Below are 18,466 nucleotides of genomic sequence, written 5' to 3'. Positions count from 1 at the left end.
TATTTACAAGCCGCCTAAAAACATTTTTTGGCAGTTTATGAGTCTTAGAATACACAAAGAATATACTTCAAAACATTATGTAGCTCACGAGAGCGCAAAGTAAGGAAAGGGTTTCGACGATGCGTGCATCCTTCTTTCCTTTGCGTCTTTGGAACTTACTTGCTACCAATTTCACAGCCAACTTCTTTGCGTGCTTTGCGGTTTAATATCTTGCATTTAAGAAGAGATCAAAAACAAGAATGCAGCTCCAATATCTTTCAATACGGAACTGCATTCAACTATAAACCCTCTACTGCTTGCTTGTGCTTGAAAGATCAGACCCCACAGGTCTCAATTCACTTAAAATCGGTTTATCTAAGCTTTGTAGATTTTCCTGATCAGGTTTTAATAGTTCCAGCACTACAATTTCATTTTTGCCTTTCTTTAACCACTCAACCGGCACATACAATGTTTGTTGCGGGCCTATGGACCAGTAACGACCGAGGTTGTGGCCGTTTATCCATACAGAGCCTTTGCCCCAGTCACGCATGTCGAGGTAAGTGTCACCGGTGGTAGCAAGATCAAAAGTTGCTTTCTTTACGACCGGTGATGCGGTTGCATTTTGTTTTTGCGCAAAAGAAATATTGTCTACGTTTTGAAATGGCAATGAATACATCGTCCAGCCTTTCAACTCTTTCCCATTCAAAGCAACATGCGAAGTAATGCCTTTGTTATTCTTCAAAAGATTAGGCCCGAAGTTGATGCGGCCCATGTTTTCAACGAGGATGTCAATGGTTACAACGCCCGCTGGTAGTGAGACTTCCAAGCTATCTTGCTTTAATCGTCTGTCGAGGACCCCTACTCTTTTACCATTTACGAATACGATTCCATAATCGCGCAACTCTTTTACAGACAACATACCTTTCGTTCCACCTTTTTGTTTGGTGCGATACAACACAAAACCATAAGGCTGCTTCAGCGCTTCGAATGTAAGAGGTGTGGCGGCCTGTTTTCCCGCAGGCAAAATGGAAAAAACATTTGTTGACAGCGTAAATTGTATCGATGGTAATGTGATGGTTGGTTTCGCGGCAGGCACATCAGGCAATGTTTGACCGGCTGGTAAATTCTTTTGAATCGCTTGTCTGAAGATCATGAATTTTCTTGTTGCATTGCCCGCTTCATCAAGTGGTGCATCGTAGTCGTAGCTGCTTGTTTGCGGTTCGTAGAAAGAAGTGTCGTAGCAATTCGCGCCGTTCATGAAGTCGCGGGAAGTGCCTCCATGAAACATATACATGTTAATGGAAATGCCTCCTGCAAGCATCGTGTCGAGTTTGCCTGCATAATCTTCCGCAGCGACCGTGTGATGCACTTGTCCCCACCAGTCAAACCATGCGGGATACCATTCAGCCACATAGAAAGGTCCTTTGCCGTCGTTGTATTTTCTTACCAGTGCCTTTATTTGCGCAGGATCGTCAAGGCCGTTCACTGCTGGCATTAATCCCGGAAGATTGCCTTTTGCAACATCTTTCGCCGGATCGCAAGTGTAGAGGTCACAATCAAAACCCGCATCCTGGAACATCTTTTTATTGATGTTCAGATATTCTTTGTCTGCCGCGTAAGAACCGTATTCATTCTCTACCTGCACAAGAATAATGTTGCCGCCGTGCGTTATCAAATGCGGTTGCAATTGCTTGCCTACTTGCATGATGTAGTTTCTATATGCTTGCAGGTATTGCGGATTCTTGCTTCGTACCACCAATCCTTTTTCATTTTGCAACCAATAAGGATAACCGCCAAATTCCCACTCCGCACACACATACGGGCTCGGGCGCAATACCACCCACAATCCTTCTTCCTGCGCCATTTGTACAAATTCGCCAATATCGTTATTGCCTTTAAAATCGTATTGTCCTTTTTGCGGTTCATGCACGTTCCAGAAAACATACGTGCCGATTGTATTCAATCCCATTGCCTTTGCCATTTTCATTCTCTGGCGCCATGCTTCACGTGGCACACGCGGATAGTGAATTTCACCTGAAATCAGTTGAAACGGTTTTCCATCGAGTAAAAATGTTGAATCTCCGATCGAGAATGTATGTGTTGGTTTTTGTGCTATGGCATCACGTCCCGATGACATCAATGTCATCAGCAACAATGCCTGTAATGCTCTTTTTCCGTAGCGAACTAATTTCATTTTCGGTGTCTATTTGGTCAGATAATTTTTTGCTTTGTCAAAACTTATTGTAGCCGGTGTTAGCCCTGGAGAGGTAATGGATACGGAGAACGCGCTACCGTCGGCGGGCTCTTTTATGTACACAATCAAAGAACCATTCGTAACAGTCTTGTGATTGGCTTTGTAGCTGCTTGTGTCAGAAAGATTGCTGTTTTCAATGCCAAGCAATGTCGCTTTACCATTGATGGAAACAGTTACCTCGTTGCCCAGTTTGTAGAGTGCATAGCCATTTGCATCGGTTATGTCAACAATAATTTGTTTGATAGAAGTTTTGTGTGCAAGTGGATGTTCATAAACAGTCGCTTTAATTTTTTGCGCGGCGCCAGTCGATGCCAAAACATAAGAGGATGCTTCTTTACTTTGTTTGTAGCCAATAACTTTCAACTCACCGGGTGCATACAACACATTCCAATTCACATTGCCATAAGGCGCAGAAACAGTTTGCCTGCCGAGAGATTTTCCATCTATAAAAAGTTCTGCTTCACTGCAGTTGCTAAAACAATGCACCGTAACACTATCCCCGGAGCCTTTTTGCCATTCGTTTGATAAACCTCTGAAGCCCTTGCCGTCGTTGCTGTTGCCGTGTCTGCTTGTTGCGATGTATACAACCGGCTTATCACTCCACATGGTTTGTCTAATGTAAAATCCTGGTTTGCGAAAACCACCAAGATTCAGCAAGCCCGCGCCGCTGCCATGTGTGGGCCATGCGCCTGCTTCACCCATGTAGTCGATGCCAGTCCATAAGTATTGTGCGGAAATGTATTGATTGCTGTCGACCGCGTTCCATGCAGTGGGTGCCATGCCATTTTCACTGCCGTAAATTACGCGTGACGGATAAGCTGCATGGTCTTCAGGATAACGATACTCCTGGTAGTTGTAACCAACGATGTCGAGGCTCGCTGGATAGCTTGTTGTGTTTGACATTACAACGCCAGCGAGTGCCGCCGTTACTGGTCTTGTGGTGTCAAGACTTTTTACTTCTTTTACCAATCGTGCAGAAAGTTCACCGAGTCGTGATGCAGGGGGATGATCGGGTAAATAACCTTTGCCGTAGATCTGCGGATTGCGGCCACTGTTCAGCACTTCATGCGAGTAAGGATCGTTTGGATAATCGATCTCGTTGCCAATGCTCCACATGATGATGCTTGGATGGTTTCTGTTGCGCATGATCATTGCGTCGATGTCACGTTCTGCCCATTCTTTAAAATATTCGTGATAGCCGTCTTTGCCCGGCTCGCCTTTGTTCCAGCCCTTTATCCATTTGTTTTTTCCGGCTTCCCATTCATCAAAAGCTTCGTCCATTACTACAAAACCCATTTCATCGCAAAGCTTGTATAGGTAAGCTGCATGCGGATTGTGGCTCATGCGCAAGGAGTTACAGCCTGCTTCTTTCAACTCCTGTAAGCGGCGCACCCAAACTTCCTCTGGCACTGCAACGCCCAGCACACCTGCATCATCATGCACGCAAACACCCTTGAGTTTGATGTTTTCTTCGTTGAGAAAAAATCCATTGTTGGCATCAAAACGAATTGAACGAATGCCTACTTGTTCTTTGTACTCATCCGTTTTTTTGCCGTTGAAAAAAATGTCAACTTGTAAAGTGTACAATGCCGGATCGTTGATTGACCACAACATTGGTTTGTTTACTGTAAGGTCAATATTGACTTTTGCATTGTCTTTATTGCTTTGAATAGATTGCTTTGAGGTGGCAGCAATTTTTCCGGTTTTATCTTTTAGTTGTACTTGTACAGTCGTCTTGCCGGTTACATGTTTCTCATTCGAAATAACTACCAGTACTTTTGCTTTTGCAATATCTTTTGTTACCTGCGGTGTAGTAAATGAAACACCCCATTGTGCAATATGCATTGGTTCCGTAACGATCAGATGAACGTCACGATAAATTCCTGAACCTGTGTACCAGCGTGAGTCTGCGAATTTTGTATGATCTGCTTTTACGGCAATGAGGTTATTGCCGCCAATGTTCAAATACTTTGTAAGTTCATATTCGAAGGGAACAAAACCGCTGGGGCGTTTACCCAAATAATGCCCGTTGATCCATACTTCGCTATTGTTGTAAACGCCGTCAAAATTGATGGAAACAACTTTTCCTTTCCATGATGCGGGGGCTGTAAATGATTTGCGGTACCAACCAATACCACCCGGCAAAAAACCTGTAGCGCTTGCCCATTGATCACTAAATGGTTGCTCAATACTCCAATCGTGCGGTAGTTGAACTGCTTGCCATTCCTGGTCGCTGTAGGATGAAGACATTGCATCCGACACTTCGCCATAATGAAATTTCCAGCTGTTGTTGAATAATATTTCCTGCCTCGTTGTTTGAGAAAGCGAAGAAAAAGAAATTAACCAAACGGCTATTGTTACTAGTATTTTACCCTGAAAATATTTTTTCATTACAACTATGATCTAATCGTTTGCGAATAACTTATGCTGGTATTGTTTACAGATGAATTACCAATGTGGTAACACTTTGCGGATCAATAGTCACTGTTTCTCCCGCTGTTTGTTTTGCCAGTTTTCTTGTTGCATCTGTTGTGTATGTTTCTATCTGCACATTCTTTCTTTTGCCGGAAATTCCTTGCAGATTGAGGTTTCGTTTTTCTTTGCCGTTATTTACAACTACTGAAACAATCGTTTTTTGTTTCTGATCGATATAAGCAGACGCAAGCAAACTGCTGTCTGTTTGCGAGGATGCAAGATCAATGCGTTTCATGCCGGGTCTTACAAAGCGGCTGTAATTACCAAATGCCCAGAGCATCTTGCTGTCGTAATAATTGCCGTCTGTTTTATTTTGGTCGATATAGATAAGACCGTCTTTATAATCGTAAGGGGAAATCGACAACCACCACTGCCATGCAGCAGCATTTGCTACAGCAAGATCTGTGTGTATTACACTGGCTAGATATAGTGCGGACTTCATGCCAGTGTCGCGTTTGTTGCCGTCTATTTCACCATTGTTGTCGCCTAATATGCAGTATTCGGATTGCCAGTAAGACAGGCCTTTTACGGAATCAATTTTTCCAGCGAGTTGTTTTCTTAACTCAATTGATTTTGAATAAGGGGATGTGGTGAAATAGCTGTGGGCGCAGATTACAGGGGCTACTGATTTTACATTACCAACATACAATGGTGAAGATGCTTCCATGAAATCGCGCACCTGGTTGCCTCTTCCCGGTTTGTCGTAATCGGTGTACAGATATGCGATCAATCCGGCTTCTCCCAATAATATTTTTGTGGAAAGCTTTTGTTCATTTAATGTATTGCTGAGCACCTTTGTCAAGGCCGTAACTTCTTTATTGCTGTATGGTGTTCCCTCCTGCACGAAATCGCTCCAGTCCCACTGTGGTTCATTTACAGGGCTGATATAATCGAATGTAATGCCGGTTTTTTTGCGCAAGCCTTCCAATGATTTGCAAATGTCTGTTGCTACGTTTTGGTACTGGCTGCTATCGAGGTTACTTAATCCTTTTTCTGCTGATGCTTTCTTGTTTTTTGTAAACTGTACGTTGGGACTGTTTACAAATGCAAGAAATTTTGAAACGCCTCTTTCTTTTGCTGCAGTGAGGAACCATTGTTGACCCGTCTGATTGTTGAAGTTGTAATTACCGTTTGATTCTAAAAATGATTCCGCTCTTCTCCATTCATCTTTCATGCCGCTTGCATCAGCTTGCTGGGCGCTTCCCGCTCCGAGATTGTATCGCCACATAGAGAGCCCGATTCCTTTGGGGGCGCCATTTGCAGCGGTATCCATGCTAAACAGCCAATCGGCTATTGCAGTCTTTTTTGCTGAGGGCCAATTGCCCACAAACTGACATGACCATGCATCTGAAGCCGCAAAGTTGTCGATGGTTTGATATGTTCTTTTTGCGTTGATAGTAAGTGTTACATCACTTGCAGTTTGAGCATTGTTGTGCAAATAACACAGTAGCGAACCCGCGAGCAATAGCGTTCTTTTTTGTAGAATCATTGGTTGTTTTTATTTTTCACGCAAAGGCGCAAAGATTTCACGCAAAGGCGCGGAGAAGAGGAACCAAGGGCGCAAAAAAATCAGGAGTCTCGGAAGAAAAAAAACTTTGCGATCTTGGTTTTTTCCTTTGCGCCTTTGCGTGAAAATGTTGTTTATTAATATCCGTCGTTCTGTTTGATCTTGTTGTTAGATGCCTGAATTTCTGCACGTGGAATTGGCAGCCAATAATGTTTCTTTTCAAAATGGCGACCGTCAAGCGCTACTTTTGACGCATATGAATAAGTGCTGCCACTCTTCGTAATGGTAATGCCAAGTGCAGGTTTGTTCTCTGTTACTTCTGCTATCTGCCATCTTCTTACGTCATAGAAGCGGAACTCTTCAAATGCAAGCTCTACCCTTCTTTCATATCTCACGGCGTCTCTCATTTGTGCCTGTGTTAAGCCGGCTGCCAATGGTGGCATGTTCACACTTGCCCTTGCACGCACCTGGTTAACCGCTGCTCTTGCAGATAGTGTCATGCCCGCTGGTACTACATCAGGGCCATATGCTTCGTTTGCTGCTTCTGCATAGTTCAATAAAACTTCTGCGTACCTGAAATATATCCATGGCTGGAAACCTGCATTGCCCCAGGGGTTTTGCAATGGATACGCATCGTTCATGAATTTTTTAAGATAGTAACCTGTTTTAGAAGTGTTCCAGTTGTCATTGCCGTCTTTAGAATCTTTTCCGCCGGGTGTAAATGTTTCTACGGTTGCTCCACGATAAGCAGAGTTGTTGTAAAGAACAGTCGCGTAGAAACGTGGATCTCTTCCAACATATGGATTGTTTGGGTCATAGCCTGATGACGCGTCAGTGATCGCTTTGCCGTTTGTCATTTCGTAATCGTCTACAAGGTTTTGCAGTGGCAGGTTTCCGCCCCAGCCGCCATAACCGTTCGGGCCGTTTGCAATTTCAAGGTGCGTGTGGTTGGCGTTCTTTGTATACAATCTCGCGAAGATGATTTCAGGATCTGTATTGGTTAAAAAGATTTTGCTGTAGTCGGATGAAATCACGTACTTGTTCATCGCGATCACATCGTTGGCTGCTTTTGCAGCGTCTGCCCATGTGCCTGTATTGTACTGCGGACTTGCAGCATACAGCAACATTCTCGCTTTCAAAGCCATTGCTGCGCCTTTTGTTGCCCGACCGAGTGCCCAACTGTCGCTGTTGTCTTTTGGAAGTTTAGCAATGGCATCATCCAGTTGCGATACTACATAATCGATGCTTTCTTTAATAGTAGATCTGTTGAACAACGCAGCATCCTGGAGGTTGTCTGACAACTGGTAAACCTTGTCGCCCATTAATACGGCACCACCATAGTTGCGAATGATATCATGGTAACGAAATGCGCGGATGAATTTCAATTCGCCTTCCAAAATGGTTTTGTGCGCCGCGCTCATTTTCAACGTTGACAATCCGTTCAACGCGAAGTTAATTTCCCGAATGCTGCGATAGCTGCGCGGCCAAATGGTTCCTGCCATACCAAGGTTTTCAGGAGCCAATAAACCTCTTTGTATGAGCCATGTGTTATCGTCATTATTGTAGATCGATTCGTCTGTGATAGAACTCCACATGCTGTACTCAAAGCCGCGGCCAAAGCCCGGATCGGTACCATCGCCTTCTTTATCCTGCAGTCTTACGCCGATGTAGCGGTTAATGACATAAGCTTCAAAAACGGACGTATCGGAAAGCACCGTTTGCTCTGATAATTTATCTGTGGGAGTTATATTGAGAAAATCTTTTTTGCATGAGATGGCCGTGGTACCAAGTACTGCAGCGCAAATTGCTGTATGAATAATATTTCTGGTTTTCATTGTTGATGTTTTGAATTTAGAACCTAACGTTTACACCGATGTTGATGATCTTTTGTTGCGGATAGAATTGTCCCGCAGCATTGCTTCCTTCCGGATCGTAGTCTTTCACTTTAGTAATGGTAAACAGGTTAAAGCCGTTTACATAGAACCTCGCGCCTTGCATGCGAATGCGTGAAATCAAAGACTGTGGCAGGTTGTAGCCCAATTCAAGGTTTTTCAATCTCAGGAAAGATGCATTATTCAACCAGAAAGTATTTGGATACAAACCACCATTTACAGAAGAGGATGTACGCGTGTCCACTCTTGGATAAGAACCGTTTGTGTTGGTTGGACTCCAACGGTTGTCTGCCCAGCTGCTGTAGAAATTGCCAACAGTACCAGACTCCGGTAATACATATTGGCTCACTTCTGCTTGTCCCGCGAATACAATTGACAAATCGAAATTTGCATAGTCAGCAAACAAATTCAAGCCGTAAGAAATCAACGGAACGTTGCCATATTTTGTTCTTACCTGGTCGTCAGCAGTGATCTTGCCATCTTGGTTGTAATCTTCATAAATCAAATCGCCGGGCTGTGCACTTGTAAGGTGTGGCACTTTATTGATGTCTTCAGCAGTGCGGAAGATGCCAATCGATCTGTACAACAAATAAGTGTTCAAAGGTTGTCCGGTTAGTTTTTGATAATCCAATACGCCCGCTGCTTCATCTATGAATTTGATTTTGCTTTTTGCATAAGTGAAATTCGCAGACGCACCGTAGTGGAACTTGCCGCCCCTTTCGCTATAACCAACTGTTGCTTCTATGCCCTGGCTGCCAACTCTAACAATGTTTTCGGAAGGCACCAAAGGATCGCCTGTGTAAGGATTCACGATACCAGAAACATATGGAATGGAGGCATTACGTGGAGCCAGGATGTTTGAACGTTCCTGTTTGAAATAGATGAATTCAAAGTTGAGTTTGTGGAACAACAAACCTTCAATGGCAACGTCAGTTTTACGCGAGTCCTCCCAGTGAATGTGTGGGTTGGCGAGTTTTGTAAGATCCACGCCGGGCAATATTCCCGGGCCGTTGCTAGTTTGTGAAACGAATTGGTTTTTGAGTGAATAGTTGTCGAAATATTGGAAATGCGACACGTTATCATTACCCAAGGCACCATAAGAAGCGCGTATTTTCAGATCGTTTACAAACAAAGCAGAGAACCATTTTTCTTTGGATATTCTCCAACCGATTGAGGCAGATGGAAAGTAGCCATATTGATTGCCTTCGGGGAAAGTGGAAGAACCGTCAATACGCATTTGCACGTCTACAAGATATTTTTCCTGAAAGTCGTAAGAAACTTTTCCTAAGTAACTTTTACGTGTGAAATGATAACTTTTACCTGTGTTGTCCCTGTCAGTTGCGGCGGTGCCGCCTTGTGAAAGTTCCGGGGTCAACGTACTTAAGAAATTAATGCGTGATGCAGAGAAACTATCTTTTTTGATTTCACTTTGCTCATAACCAATGAATGCATTCAAGTGGTTGCCATTTTTAAAATCACGCTGGTAGTTGATCTTAATATTGTAGGTGTTCTGACCAATGTTGTATTGCGTTTCAGTTAACGACGCTGCATTATTGGAACCGCCTACAATTCTTGGGTTGTATGTGTTTGTTGTTTTGTCGTAGGAATATAAAACGTACGGTGTTGCAAATGCCTTGGCGAATGACCATGATTTGTCAAAGGCTGCGAAACCGTCTATTGACAAGCCTTTCACAGCAGCAATGTTGTAGCTTCCTTTTAAGATGCCATTAAAAACCTGTGTTGGATTTTTGTTTGTTCCACCGGCATCCGTTACCATCATCACAGGGTTGTTACCTTCAATACCGTAGGAAGGCAAACCGTTTGGATAACGTGCAGGCACTGTAGAATAGGCACGATAAATAGAACGGAAAATATCTCCTGCATTAGCGATTGGATATTGTCTGTCTTCCTCACGGCCAGAGAGGTACAAGCCAACTCTGAAGTCTTTAGTGATGTTGGCATCTATGTTTGATCGGAAGTTATATTGTTTGTAGTTCGTTGCACCATTCTTGTAAATGCCGTCCTGGTAAAGCGTTCCTGCAGAAATGTAATAACGCACATTGTCGGAGCCGCCGGCTACAGATACGTTTGCCTGGTTCTGCAACGCTGATTTCTTCAATGTTTCTTTTGCCCAATCTGTATTTGGATAATTCAGCGGATCGGAGCCGTTGCCAAATTTGGTGATTTCGTCAGCTGAATATTGCTGGTTCATGCCACCGGCTTTGTTGTTGTAATAAGCAATTTCGTTGCTGATCGTTGCGTAGGTTGGCGCGTCGGCCATTTCAGGCAAACGGGTTGGCGAAGAAAAGCCCTGGTTGAAACTTGCGTTGATGGTAGGCTTCCCTGTTTTACCGCGTTTTGTCGTTACAAGAATAACGCCGTTTGCAGCGCGGCTACCATAGATGGCGGCGGACGCATCTTTCAAAACGGTCATGCTTTCAATATCGTTAGGGTTCAATCTTTCTAAACCGCCAACTTGTCCCGGCACTCCGTCTACTACTATCAGTACATCGTTGTTTCCGGTGGTTGCCAGGCCGCGTATAGTGAATGAAGATCCGTCATAACCGGGTTCGCCGCTTCTGTTGTTGATCATCAGACCGGAAAAACGTCCGGCAAGTGAGTTGGACAGGTTCGGCTGCGGACTTTTTACAAGGTCACCTCCTTTTACCACAGAAACAGAGCCGGTCAGAGTGGCTTTTTTCTGCGAGTTGTAACCCACTACTACTACCTCGCCCATGTTTGCGTTCATCAGTTCGAGCGCAATGTTCATGGAGCTGCCGGTCACTTTTTGTGAAACAGGATTGTAGTTGATGTGTGTAAATAGTAACGTTCCGTTTGCCGGAGCAGCAATGGTAAAGTGTCCTTGTTCGTCTGTTTTGGTAGCGGTATTGGTTCCTTTTACGGTAACGGTTACGCCGGCTACTGCGGTGTCGCCAGACCTCACAACTCCGCTCACGGGTTGTTGGGCAAATACTGCCGAGGTGATCAGGAAAAGGAGAAATGAAAAGAGCAGTTTTGGTGCGACATTGGATCGGGATGGTAATACAACCCTCCTGCGCATAGGCAAAGTTCGTCTCATAATTTGCAAGCAATGTTTAATTAAAAAAAATTGTCGGGTGGGTATTTGGCAAATGGCCCGCCCTAATTTCTGATGCTAAGATAGGAGTGGAAATATGGGTGCCATGGGGGACAAATAAATGAAATATGGGGGACAAAATGCTGCTAAGGCAGAAGTTGTTAGTTGTTGGTTGTTAGTTGTTAGAGAATGATTATCAGCATGTAGAGACTGATAGAGGCTTGTTATGGTGGATAAATTGCAGGAAAACGATCAAAAATAATTGTTGCGGGTCAGTGTTTTTTTGTGCAAATGTTTGGCGTCAGGTATTTTTCGAAATGTTGCCCTGGCCGTTGCAAGAGGGCGTTCTATAGAGACGCGTTGAACGCGTCTCCCTTGCACCGGGAACATGTTTGTTTAAAAATGCGATTCCACGCCTTTTTGTTGCATTCGGGGTGGTGGTACAGAGACGCATTCAATGCGTCTCTACATCTTCCTCCCCTTCGGTCTCAGCAAACTCATGTCGCCGGTGAAAGCTGTACGGTATTTTTTGATGTACTCCGAAGGAACCATGCCAAACAGCTTGTTGAACTGTTCGCGGAAATAGCGGGTGTCAACGATGCCTACCTGGTAGGCTGCCTGGTTTACGTTCATGTTGTGTTTGATCATTAAAACCGCGGCTCGTCGCAGGCGAATGGATCGAACAAATGCATTTAATGACTGGCCGGAAATGAGTTTTACCTTGTCATACAACGAGGATCGGCTCATGCCCATGCACTTGGCAAATTTCTGTACGTTGAAATCTTCATCATCCAGGTTTTCTTCTACCACTTTAATGCATTTTCGGAGAAACTCCCTGTATTCGGCGGGCACTTTAACGCTTGACTCCTGCAGCGTGATATTGTCGAAGAAGAATTTTTGCAGCTGGCTGCGGTTTTTCAAAATTGTTTCTACACGTGCCTGCAGAAGCTGGCTGTCGAATGGCTTGGTGATGTAATCATCCGCGCCGCCTTCGATGCCTTTTAATTTGGTTTCGGAAGAGGATGCGGCGGTTAATAATATGACGGGAATATGGCCAAGCGAGTCGGACTGTTTTATTTTGGCGCAAAGCTCCAGACCATCAAGTCCGTCCATATTAATATCGCTGATGACAAGATCTGGCCGATGCTCTATGGCCATGTTTAATCCAGCCAATCCATTTTCAGCGATATACAAACAATACTTGTCTTCAAAAATATGTCGCAGGTATTCCGATATTTCAGGATTGTCATCTACAATTAAGATGGTTTTTTTGTCCGTAATCACCTCCTCGGCTGTTTTTCCTTTCTCCACCTGTACTGGCGCCTCTTTTTGAAATGACGCGGGTGCTTCTACAGATAACTCTTCGAGCAGTTGATGACTATGATTGTTTTGTTCAGAGATCATATAGCCGTTCAAATGTGCTGTTCCTTTCTTGAGTGAAATGGAAAACTCAGAGCCTTTTTGCGGTTCGCTTTTAACAGACACTGTGCCGTAATGATTTTCGACAAAATGGTTTACTAAAAACAAGCCGATGCCGAATCCGGTTTTTTGGTTAGGCGAAGCGGTGGCTTGTTGAAACTTATTAAATATGCGGGAAACGTCCGACTGCGAAATGCCGCAGCCGGCATCGCTGATCGTCATTTTTATCTGGTCTGCTGTTTGAGTGACTTTGAACTCAATGGTGCCTCCATCTGGTGTAAACTTAAAAGCGTTGGACAATAAATTAAACAAAGCAATTTCAATCTTTTCGTGATCGGCATACAGCGCATCTGTGTCTTCATCCATTGTTAGCCTGTAGTCGATGTTGCGGGCTTTTGCCTGCTGCCAGAAACACTGGAACACGTCGGTACAAAGCTCTGTGGTATTAAGTTTGGATATTTTCAGTACATCCGCACCGCTGTCTGCTTTTCTAAATAACAATAACTGATCAACGAGGCTCAGTAAACGCCTGGAATTTCGATAGGCAACATTCACTTCATCTTTGAACGGATTCTCGTCCTGGTTTTCGATCACTTTTTTCAAAGGATCGATTATTAATGACAATGGTGTTCTGAATTCATGGGAAATGTTAGTGAAAAATGAAAGCTTTTTTTCTGTTAGTTCTTTGTCTTTTTCATTTTCAAGATGTGCCAGTTTTACTTCATACTTCAAACGTTCCTGCCTGCGTGTGTAGCGGATGTACGCGTAGATTAGCGTTGATATCAGCGCAACATACGCAAGGTAGGCCCACCAAGTGCGGTACCACGGCGGAAGAACAGTTATTTGTAATAATTGTTCTTCCGCGCTCCAACGTCCATCGGCTCTTGAAGTTCTTACCTTGAAAATATATTTTCCCTCCTGCAAACGCGAGTAGTTGGCGGTTCGGCTTCCTTTCAGAAAATTCCATGTCTTGTCCCAGCCTTGCAGAAAATAGGCATACTTTATTTTCTCCGCACCTGAATAATCCAATCCCACAAAGTCGAGCGAGATGGTTGCTTTGTCATAGGGAAGCGTAATCATTTTAATCGTTTCCAGATCTCTTTCCGTGATGAGCGATTGTTCCTTTTCAATGGGTTTGTTTTCTACTTTTATTCCTGTAAGAAATAAGTCTTTTTTAGGTTGCTGGTACGAAATGCTGTCAGGATAAAAAACGTTGAAGCCTTTGATGCCACCAAATAGAAATTCCCCGGAACTTAGTGCCAGTGCGGCATTGAAGCTGAACTGGTTGCTTTGCAGACCATCCGAATGTGTAAAGTTTGTAAAGGTTGCGCTTTCGGGATCAAATCTTGCGATACCATTATAAGTGCTTAGCCATAAATTGCCTTGTTTGTCTTCAAGCATGCGCAGCACTGTGTTGCTCGGCAATCCGTCTGATGTGGTGAACTGTTTGTAAGTGCCATTTTTTCTATCGAACAACAGTAATCCCGCATCCTGAGTGCCTAGCCAGAAACGTTGTTTTTTATCTTCATAAATATAACGGATGGTGTGGCCGATATTGAAGAAGTGATGTTGCTTGTTTTTCTTGTCAATGTTAATGAGAGACGTGTAGTTGCCACCCCAAAGATTACCGTTGTGATCTTCTGCAATGCTTTGCAAATTGACAATGGCAGGATCGAGGTTCTCAAATTTGTTCAATGATTTGTTGAAGAGGTAGAGACTTCCGTCATTGGAAGTACTTGCCCAGATGTTTTTTTGAACATCCTCAAAAACCAGCCAGGCATTTACTTCCGGCGATTTTGTTTTTTCGTTGACCAAAGAAAGATGTTCGAATGAGCGACTGTTTTTCTTTAACCGGTTAACACCTCCAAACCACGTAGAGATCCAGATGTCACCGGTCTCATCTTTAATAATACTGGTAATAAAATTGCTGCTGATCGATGCATTGTTCGCCGGATCGTGTTTGTAAGAAGTGTATGAATTGTTTCGCCTGTTCCAATAGCGCAAGCCGGCCCCATCCGTGCCGATGAAAATATTATGATCGGCATCTTCACAAAATGAAAGAATGAAATTTTCAATCGGGTCATTTTTTTTGTCTTCATACCAAACGTTCTGGAACAGTAATGGATGCGGTTCTACGACGTTCAAACCACCGCGCATGGTGCCTATCCATTTCCTGCCTTCTTTATCTCCGTATATGGCGTACACTGCGTTGCTGTTGATAGGCGACGATCCGTTGGCAGATCTGTAAAACTCAGCAGTAGTAGCCCCCGGAGAAAGTTTGTACACTCCTGCCCCATCGCAACCAATCCAAAGTGTTTGCTGCTCGTCCACAAAGAGTGTAACGACTGTGCCTTTTAGCGGCAGGTAATTCCTGGTGAAAGTGTTACTGCCGGCATTAAAATAAACGAGTTCTTTTTCAGTGCCAATCCATAAGTTGCCCGTTACATCTGCTTTCATGCTATATGCCTGCAGAATATCACCGTTTATTTTTTGCAAACGCTGTTGTTGCATGTCGTACAAGAACAACCCGTAATCTTCCACAAAAACCCATGCCCGTTTGCGGCGAACATCGTATTCAATGGTATGGATATGATAGTTGAACAGCTTGCCACCGGCAGTTTCCAGGGGAATTTGCAAACCTTCGCGGCTATTGTTTTTAAAGACGAGCAGACCGCTTCGTCTCGTGCCCACCAAAATGTTGCTTCCGTCAATTGATTTGATTACTGGAATCTCTCCCTGTATGGATTGTGTAGTGCCATTTAACGAGCGATAAACAGGTTTGAAAAAAGTCTCAGTAACGGGATCAAAAACATTTACGCCATTGTCTGTGCCGATCCAGATATTGTGTTGCGCATCGCCGTCGATGCTGCTGATCATATTGGTGGATAAAGAAGTGCTATCTCCTATGATGTTTCTGAAAACCCGGAAGGAATAACCATCAAAACGGTTCAGGCCGTCATAAGTGCCTACCCACATAAAACCGCGGTAATCCTGGTATATAGCCGTGACGGCATTGTTGGAGAGTCCCTGTTCTATTCCGAGGTAATGGATGGGTAAATCCTTTGCATAAGCAGCTATTGTTACAATAGCGGTAAGCATTATAAGCAGTGTTTTTCTAAGCAGCATAGCAAGCATTTGTTAACATCAAAATATTAACTGTCAAAATAACAATTAAAAATACAGCTTTTTGGTTTGTTAGCGTTTTTTTAGGGTGAATTTCTGAGTTGGAATTAATAATTAATAATTAACAATTAATAGGGGCGTGCGAAATTGTAGTCGACATTCATAAATATCCAACAACTAATGAAACTCAAAACAAACGAATGATGCTCTATTAATTATTCTTTATTAATTATTAATTGTTCTGTAACCTTTCCTTCCCTCGCCCACTCTATCTATACAGAACACTAAATCTACAAAAATGGAAAACACGAATGTAAATCAAACCTTGAGACCAACCTTCTACCTTTTAAAGCTCACTTTTGGTCTTGTGCCAATTGTTGCCGGTCTCGACAAATTCACCAATTTACTTACCAATTGGGAGCAGTACCTTAGTCCTAAAATGGCCGGTATGCTACCGCTTCAGCCTCATGCATTTATGATGGTGGTGGGCGTAATTGAAATAGTTGCAGGCGTTATTGTATTGCTCAAACCTGCAGTTGGCGGTATTATTGTTGCAACCTGGTTAACATTGATAGCACTGACTTTGATATTCGGCGGTCATTATTTTGATGTGGCGGTGCGCGACCTTGTAATGGCCATTTCAGCATATTCGATGACCCGGTTGGCAAAAACTGTTGCATAATACAACTATGAAAGAAACATCAGAACAGTATTCAGATCTTGAATTGATACGGCTTATATTGAGCGGCGATATTGCTTTGTTTGAATTGCTCATTCGAAGAAATAATGCCATTCTGTATAAGACCGGGAGAAGCTACGACTATGGTCATGAAGATACGCAGGATCTTATGCAGGAAACGTATATTGATGCTTATCGCAATTTGTCCAAATTTGAGGGTCGTGCAAGTTTCAGAACATGGATAACCAAAATAATGCTGAATAAATGTTTCCATCACAGACACAAACTGAGTTTTAGCAACGAAGTTCCTTCAGAGATCAGTGATAAATCAATTCCAATGTACTCATCCAACCGAAACGCCGACACCGTTAATGCAGTAGTCAACAGAGAGCTGGGATTAATTGTAGAGACGGCATTAAAACACCTCAGCCTTGATTACCGCATGGTGTTTTCTCTGCGCGAAGTAAACGGCTTCAGCGTAGAAGAAACCGCCGAAACACTGGGTATTAGCGAAGCTAATGTAAAGACCCGTCTTAACCGCGCCAAAGGGATGTTACGCAAAGAAATAGAAAAGCACTACCAGCCGGAGGAGATTTTCGAATTCAATGCTGTTTACTGTGATGCAATGGTGGAGCGTGTGATGCGAGAACTACGCGAATAAAAACCTATGAATATATCTTGAGTTTTAAGGGCGTTATTGCAGACATGCGATAATGCCTTTTTCATTCTTGTTAATCAGGTGTTACCAAACCTGACAGGTTTTTGAAAAAGTGTCAGGTTTGGTGCAGCATTGTCGTTTTTCAAAACCAAGATTGTACATTAGTTGAATATACACAACATGATATGATTTTAGAAGTAGCCATTCTTAACGTAATTCCGGGACAAGAAAAACAGTTTGAAGAAGATTTTAAACTTGCGGGAAAGTATATCAGCTCAATTAAAGGATATGTTCGCCACTCGTTGCGAAAGTGCATTGAGCAAGAAGGTAAATACATTTTATTGGTAGACTGGGAAACGCTCGAAGATCATACCGTGGGTTTCCGACAGTCGCCGCAGTATTTAGAATGGAAGAAATTGCTTCATCATTATTATGATCCTTTTCCAATTGTTGAACATTTTGAAACCATTGTTGAGAGAGGTGCATAATAACGCTTGGTTACAAAATTGGCAATTCCCAAACGACAATATTTTTCGGGGTTATGTTAGGTGTTGTGTCTTTTTTTTAACATCTGAAAGACTTTGTAATAAGGTCTGATATTAATAATTTAGCGGATACCCCAAATAATAAATGAACAATCCCAAACTCGTCTCTATGACTACTAAACTAAAACTCCTTTCTGTTTTGGCATTTTTAAACCTCGCTCTGGGCTGTAATTCTCAAACACCCCTTAAAGTCGGTTCCTTAACAAAAGAAGAGAAATTCCTTTGTGATTCTTTACAAATTGATTCATCCATTGTAAAAGATATTCGCAAGTTTAATCAAAACAAAATCGAGGCGTTTCATTATTCGCTCTCAAAAATTGTTACCAAGGACTCCGAAATTGAGGCTGATCCCATTTTTTTACAGGGAATTGTTTTGCAGGAATCAAATTCAAAGTCCTATGATCTTGTGTTCTCGTTGAAAGACGAGTTAAGAAAAAAAGGTTACAGCATATTTGTTTTGGAAAACCACTTTGGTTTTGACGAGAAGGCAGACAATATTGGAGTTCTAAAAACAGCCGACAAGTATGCGGTGTTAAAGCAAATCCAGACTGATGGTATAAACTACAGTATTACCAATGATAGCCTGATTTCTATCATTAAGCAATTTGACAAAAAGTATTCGCTTGAACTGGTAGGCGCTTCCGGCGATTGGTGCGATTTTGTTATTCACAAAGAGCCGAAAGATTGGATGCAGTTCGCTAAAGAAGTTTACAAAGTGTGTCCAGATGTTGTAGATCAGGGAACGGGAACATTGCAAGTGCTGGCTGACGAAATGAAAAGAACGAAGCGCCTTTATTTTTGGTGGGATTAATAGTTGCTACCGATCGTACTGCCATTTTTATAGTAGAAAACTTTTCGC

General features: G+C 43.0%; 10 protein-coding genes. 4 read left to right on the top strand and 6 right to left on the bottom strand.

Annotation, left to right across the window (positions count from 1 at the left end; translation table 11 throughout):
• Positions 1-289: 289 nt before the first annotated feature.
• From KTO63_RS26110 to KTO63_RS26085, 6 genes are all read right to left on the bottom strand, one after another.
• Positions 290-2,173, bottom strand: a complete 1,884-nt coding sequence (locus KTO63_RS26110) for a glycoside hydrolase family 35 protein (RefSeq protein WP_232373341.1) — start codon at positions 2,171-2,173, stop codon at positions 290-292.
• Between the two features lie 9 nt (positions 2,174-2,182).
• Positions 2,183-4,624, bottom strand: a complete 2,442-nt coding sequence (locus KTO63_RS26105; RefSeq protein ID WP_217795263.1) for a sugar-binding domain-containing protein — start codon at positions 4,622-4,624, stop codon at positions 2,183-2,185.
• A 46-nt stretch (positions 4,625-4,670) separates the two neighbouring features.
• Positions 4,671-6,197: a glycoside hydrolase gene (locus KTO63_RS26100; RefSeq protein WP_217795261.1), complete on the bottom strand. Its 1,527-nt coding sequence runs from the start codon at positions 6,195-6,197 to the stop codon at positions 4,671-4,673.
• Between the two features lie 155 nt (positions 6,198-6,352).
• Positions 6,353-8,050, bottom strand: a complete 1,698-nt coding sequence (locus KTO63_RS26095; RefSeq protein WP_217795259.1) for a RagB/SusD family nutrient uptake outer membrane protein — start codon at positions 8,048-8,050, stop codon at positions 6,353-6,355.
• A gap of 16 nt (positions 8,051-8,066) precedes the next feature.
• Positions 8,067-11,186, bottom strand: a complete 3,120-nt coding sequence (locus tag KTO63_RS26090) for a SusC/RagA family TonB-linked outer membrane protein (protein WP_232373340.1) — start codon at positions 11,184-11,186, stop codon at positions 8,067-8,069.
• A 462-nt stretch (positions 11,187-11,648) separates the two neighbouring features.
• On the bottom strand, positions 11,649-15,728 hold the full coding sequence (locus tag KTO63_RS26085) for a hybrid sensor histidine kinase/response regulator transcription factor (RefSeq protein WP_217795257.1): 4,080 nt from the start codon (positions 15,726-15,728) through the stop codon (positions 11,649-11,651).
• Positions 15,729-16,023: 295 nt separating this feature from the next.
• Between KTO63_RS26085 and KTO63_RS26080 the strand changes: the two genes are divergently transcribed.
• The 4 genes from KTO63_RS26080 (at position 16,024) to KTO63_RS26065 (ending at position 18,418) form a co-directional block, all read left to right on the top strand.
• Positions 16,024-16,407, top strand: a complete 384-nt coding sequence (locus KTO63_RS26080; protein WP_217795255.1) for a hypothetical protein — start codon at positions 16,024-16,026, stop codon at positions 16,405-16,407.
• A 7-nt stretch (positions 16,408-16,414) separates the two neighbouring features.
• On the top strand, positions 16,415-17,065 hold the full coding sequence (locus tag KTO63_RS26075) for a sigma-70 family RNA polymerase sigma factor (RefSeq protein ID WP_217795252.1): 651 nt from the start codon (positions 16,415-16,417) through the stop codon (positions 17,063-17,065).
• A gap of 182 nt (positions 17,066-17,247) precedes the next feature.
• Positions 17,248-17,550, top strand: a complete 303-nt coding sequence (locus KTO63_RS26070) for an antibiotic biosynthesis monooxygenase family protein (protein WP_217795250.1) — start codon at positions 17,248-17,250, stop codon at positions 17,548-17,550.
• A 166-nt stretch (positions 17,551-17,716) separates the two neighbouring features.
• A complete protein-coding gene (locus KTO63_RS26065; protein ID WP_217795248.1) occupies positions 17,717-18,418 on the top strand; it encodes a DUF4253 domain-containing protein in 702 nt (233 codons plus the stop codon).
• Positions 18,419-18,466: the final 48 nt, after the last annotated feature.

This window comes from Pinibacter aurantiacus, from assembly GCF_019130065.1.
Taxonomy (GTDB): domain Bacteria; phylum Bacteroidota; class Bacteroidia; order Chitinophagales; family Chitinophagaceae; genus Pinibacter; species Pinibacter aurantiacus.
Note: the sequence above shows the minus strand (reverse complement) of the source record. Positions and strands in the feature narration are given on the sequence as shown.

Bases quoted from the DNA above. Each gene is read 5' to 3' on its own strand.
- KTO63_RS26095 (WP_217795259.1), bottom strand. From the start codon at position 8,050: ATGAAAACCAGAAATATTATTCATACAGCAATTTGCGCTGCAGTACTT.
- KTO63_RS26085 (WP_217795257.1), bottom strand. From the start codon at position 15,728: ATGCTGCTTAGAAAAACACTGCTTATAATGCTTACCGCTATTGTAACA.
- KTO63_RS26105 (WP_217795263.1), bottom strand. From the start codon at position 4,624: ATGAAAAAATATTTTCAGGGTAAAATACTAGTAACAATAGCCGTTTGG.
- KTO63_RS26100 (WP_217795261.1), bottom strand. From the start codon at position 6,197: ATGATTCTACAAAAAAGAACGCTATTGCTCGCGGGTTCGCTACTGTGT.
- KTO63_RS26090 (WP_232373340.1), bottom strand. From the start codon at position 11,186: ATGAGACGAACTTTGCCTATGCGCAGGAGGGTTGTATTACCATCCCGA.
- KTO63_RS26075 (WP_217795252.1), top strand. From the start codon at position 16,415: ATGAAAGAAACATCAGAACAGTATTCAGATCTTGAATTGATACGGCTT.
- KTO63_RS26080 (WP_217795255.1), top strand. From the start codon at position 16,024: ATGGAAAACACGAATGTAAATCAAACCTTGAGACCAACCTTCTACCTT.
- KTO63_RS26070 (WP_217795250.1), top strand. From the start codon at position 17,248: ATGATTTTAGAAGTAGCCATTCTTAACGTAATTCCGGGACAAGAAAAA.
- KTO63_RS26110 (WP_232373341.1), bottom strand. From the start codon at position 2,173: ATGAAATTAGTTCGCTACGGAAAAAGAGCATTACAGGCATTGTTGCTG.
- KTO63_RS26065 (WP_217795248.1), top strand. From the start codon at position 17,717: ATGACTACTAAACTAAAACTCCTTTCTGTTTTGGCATTTTTAAACCTC.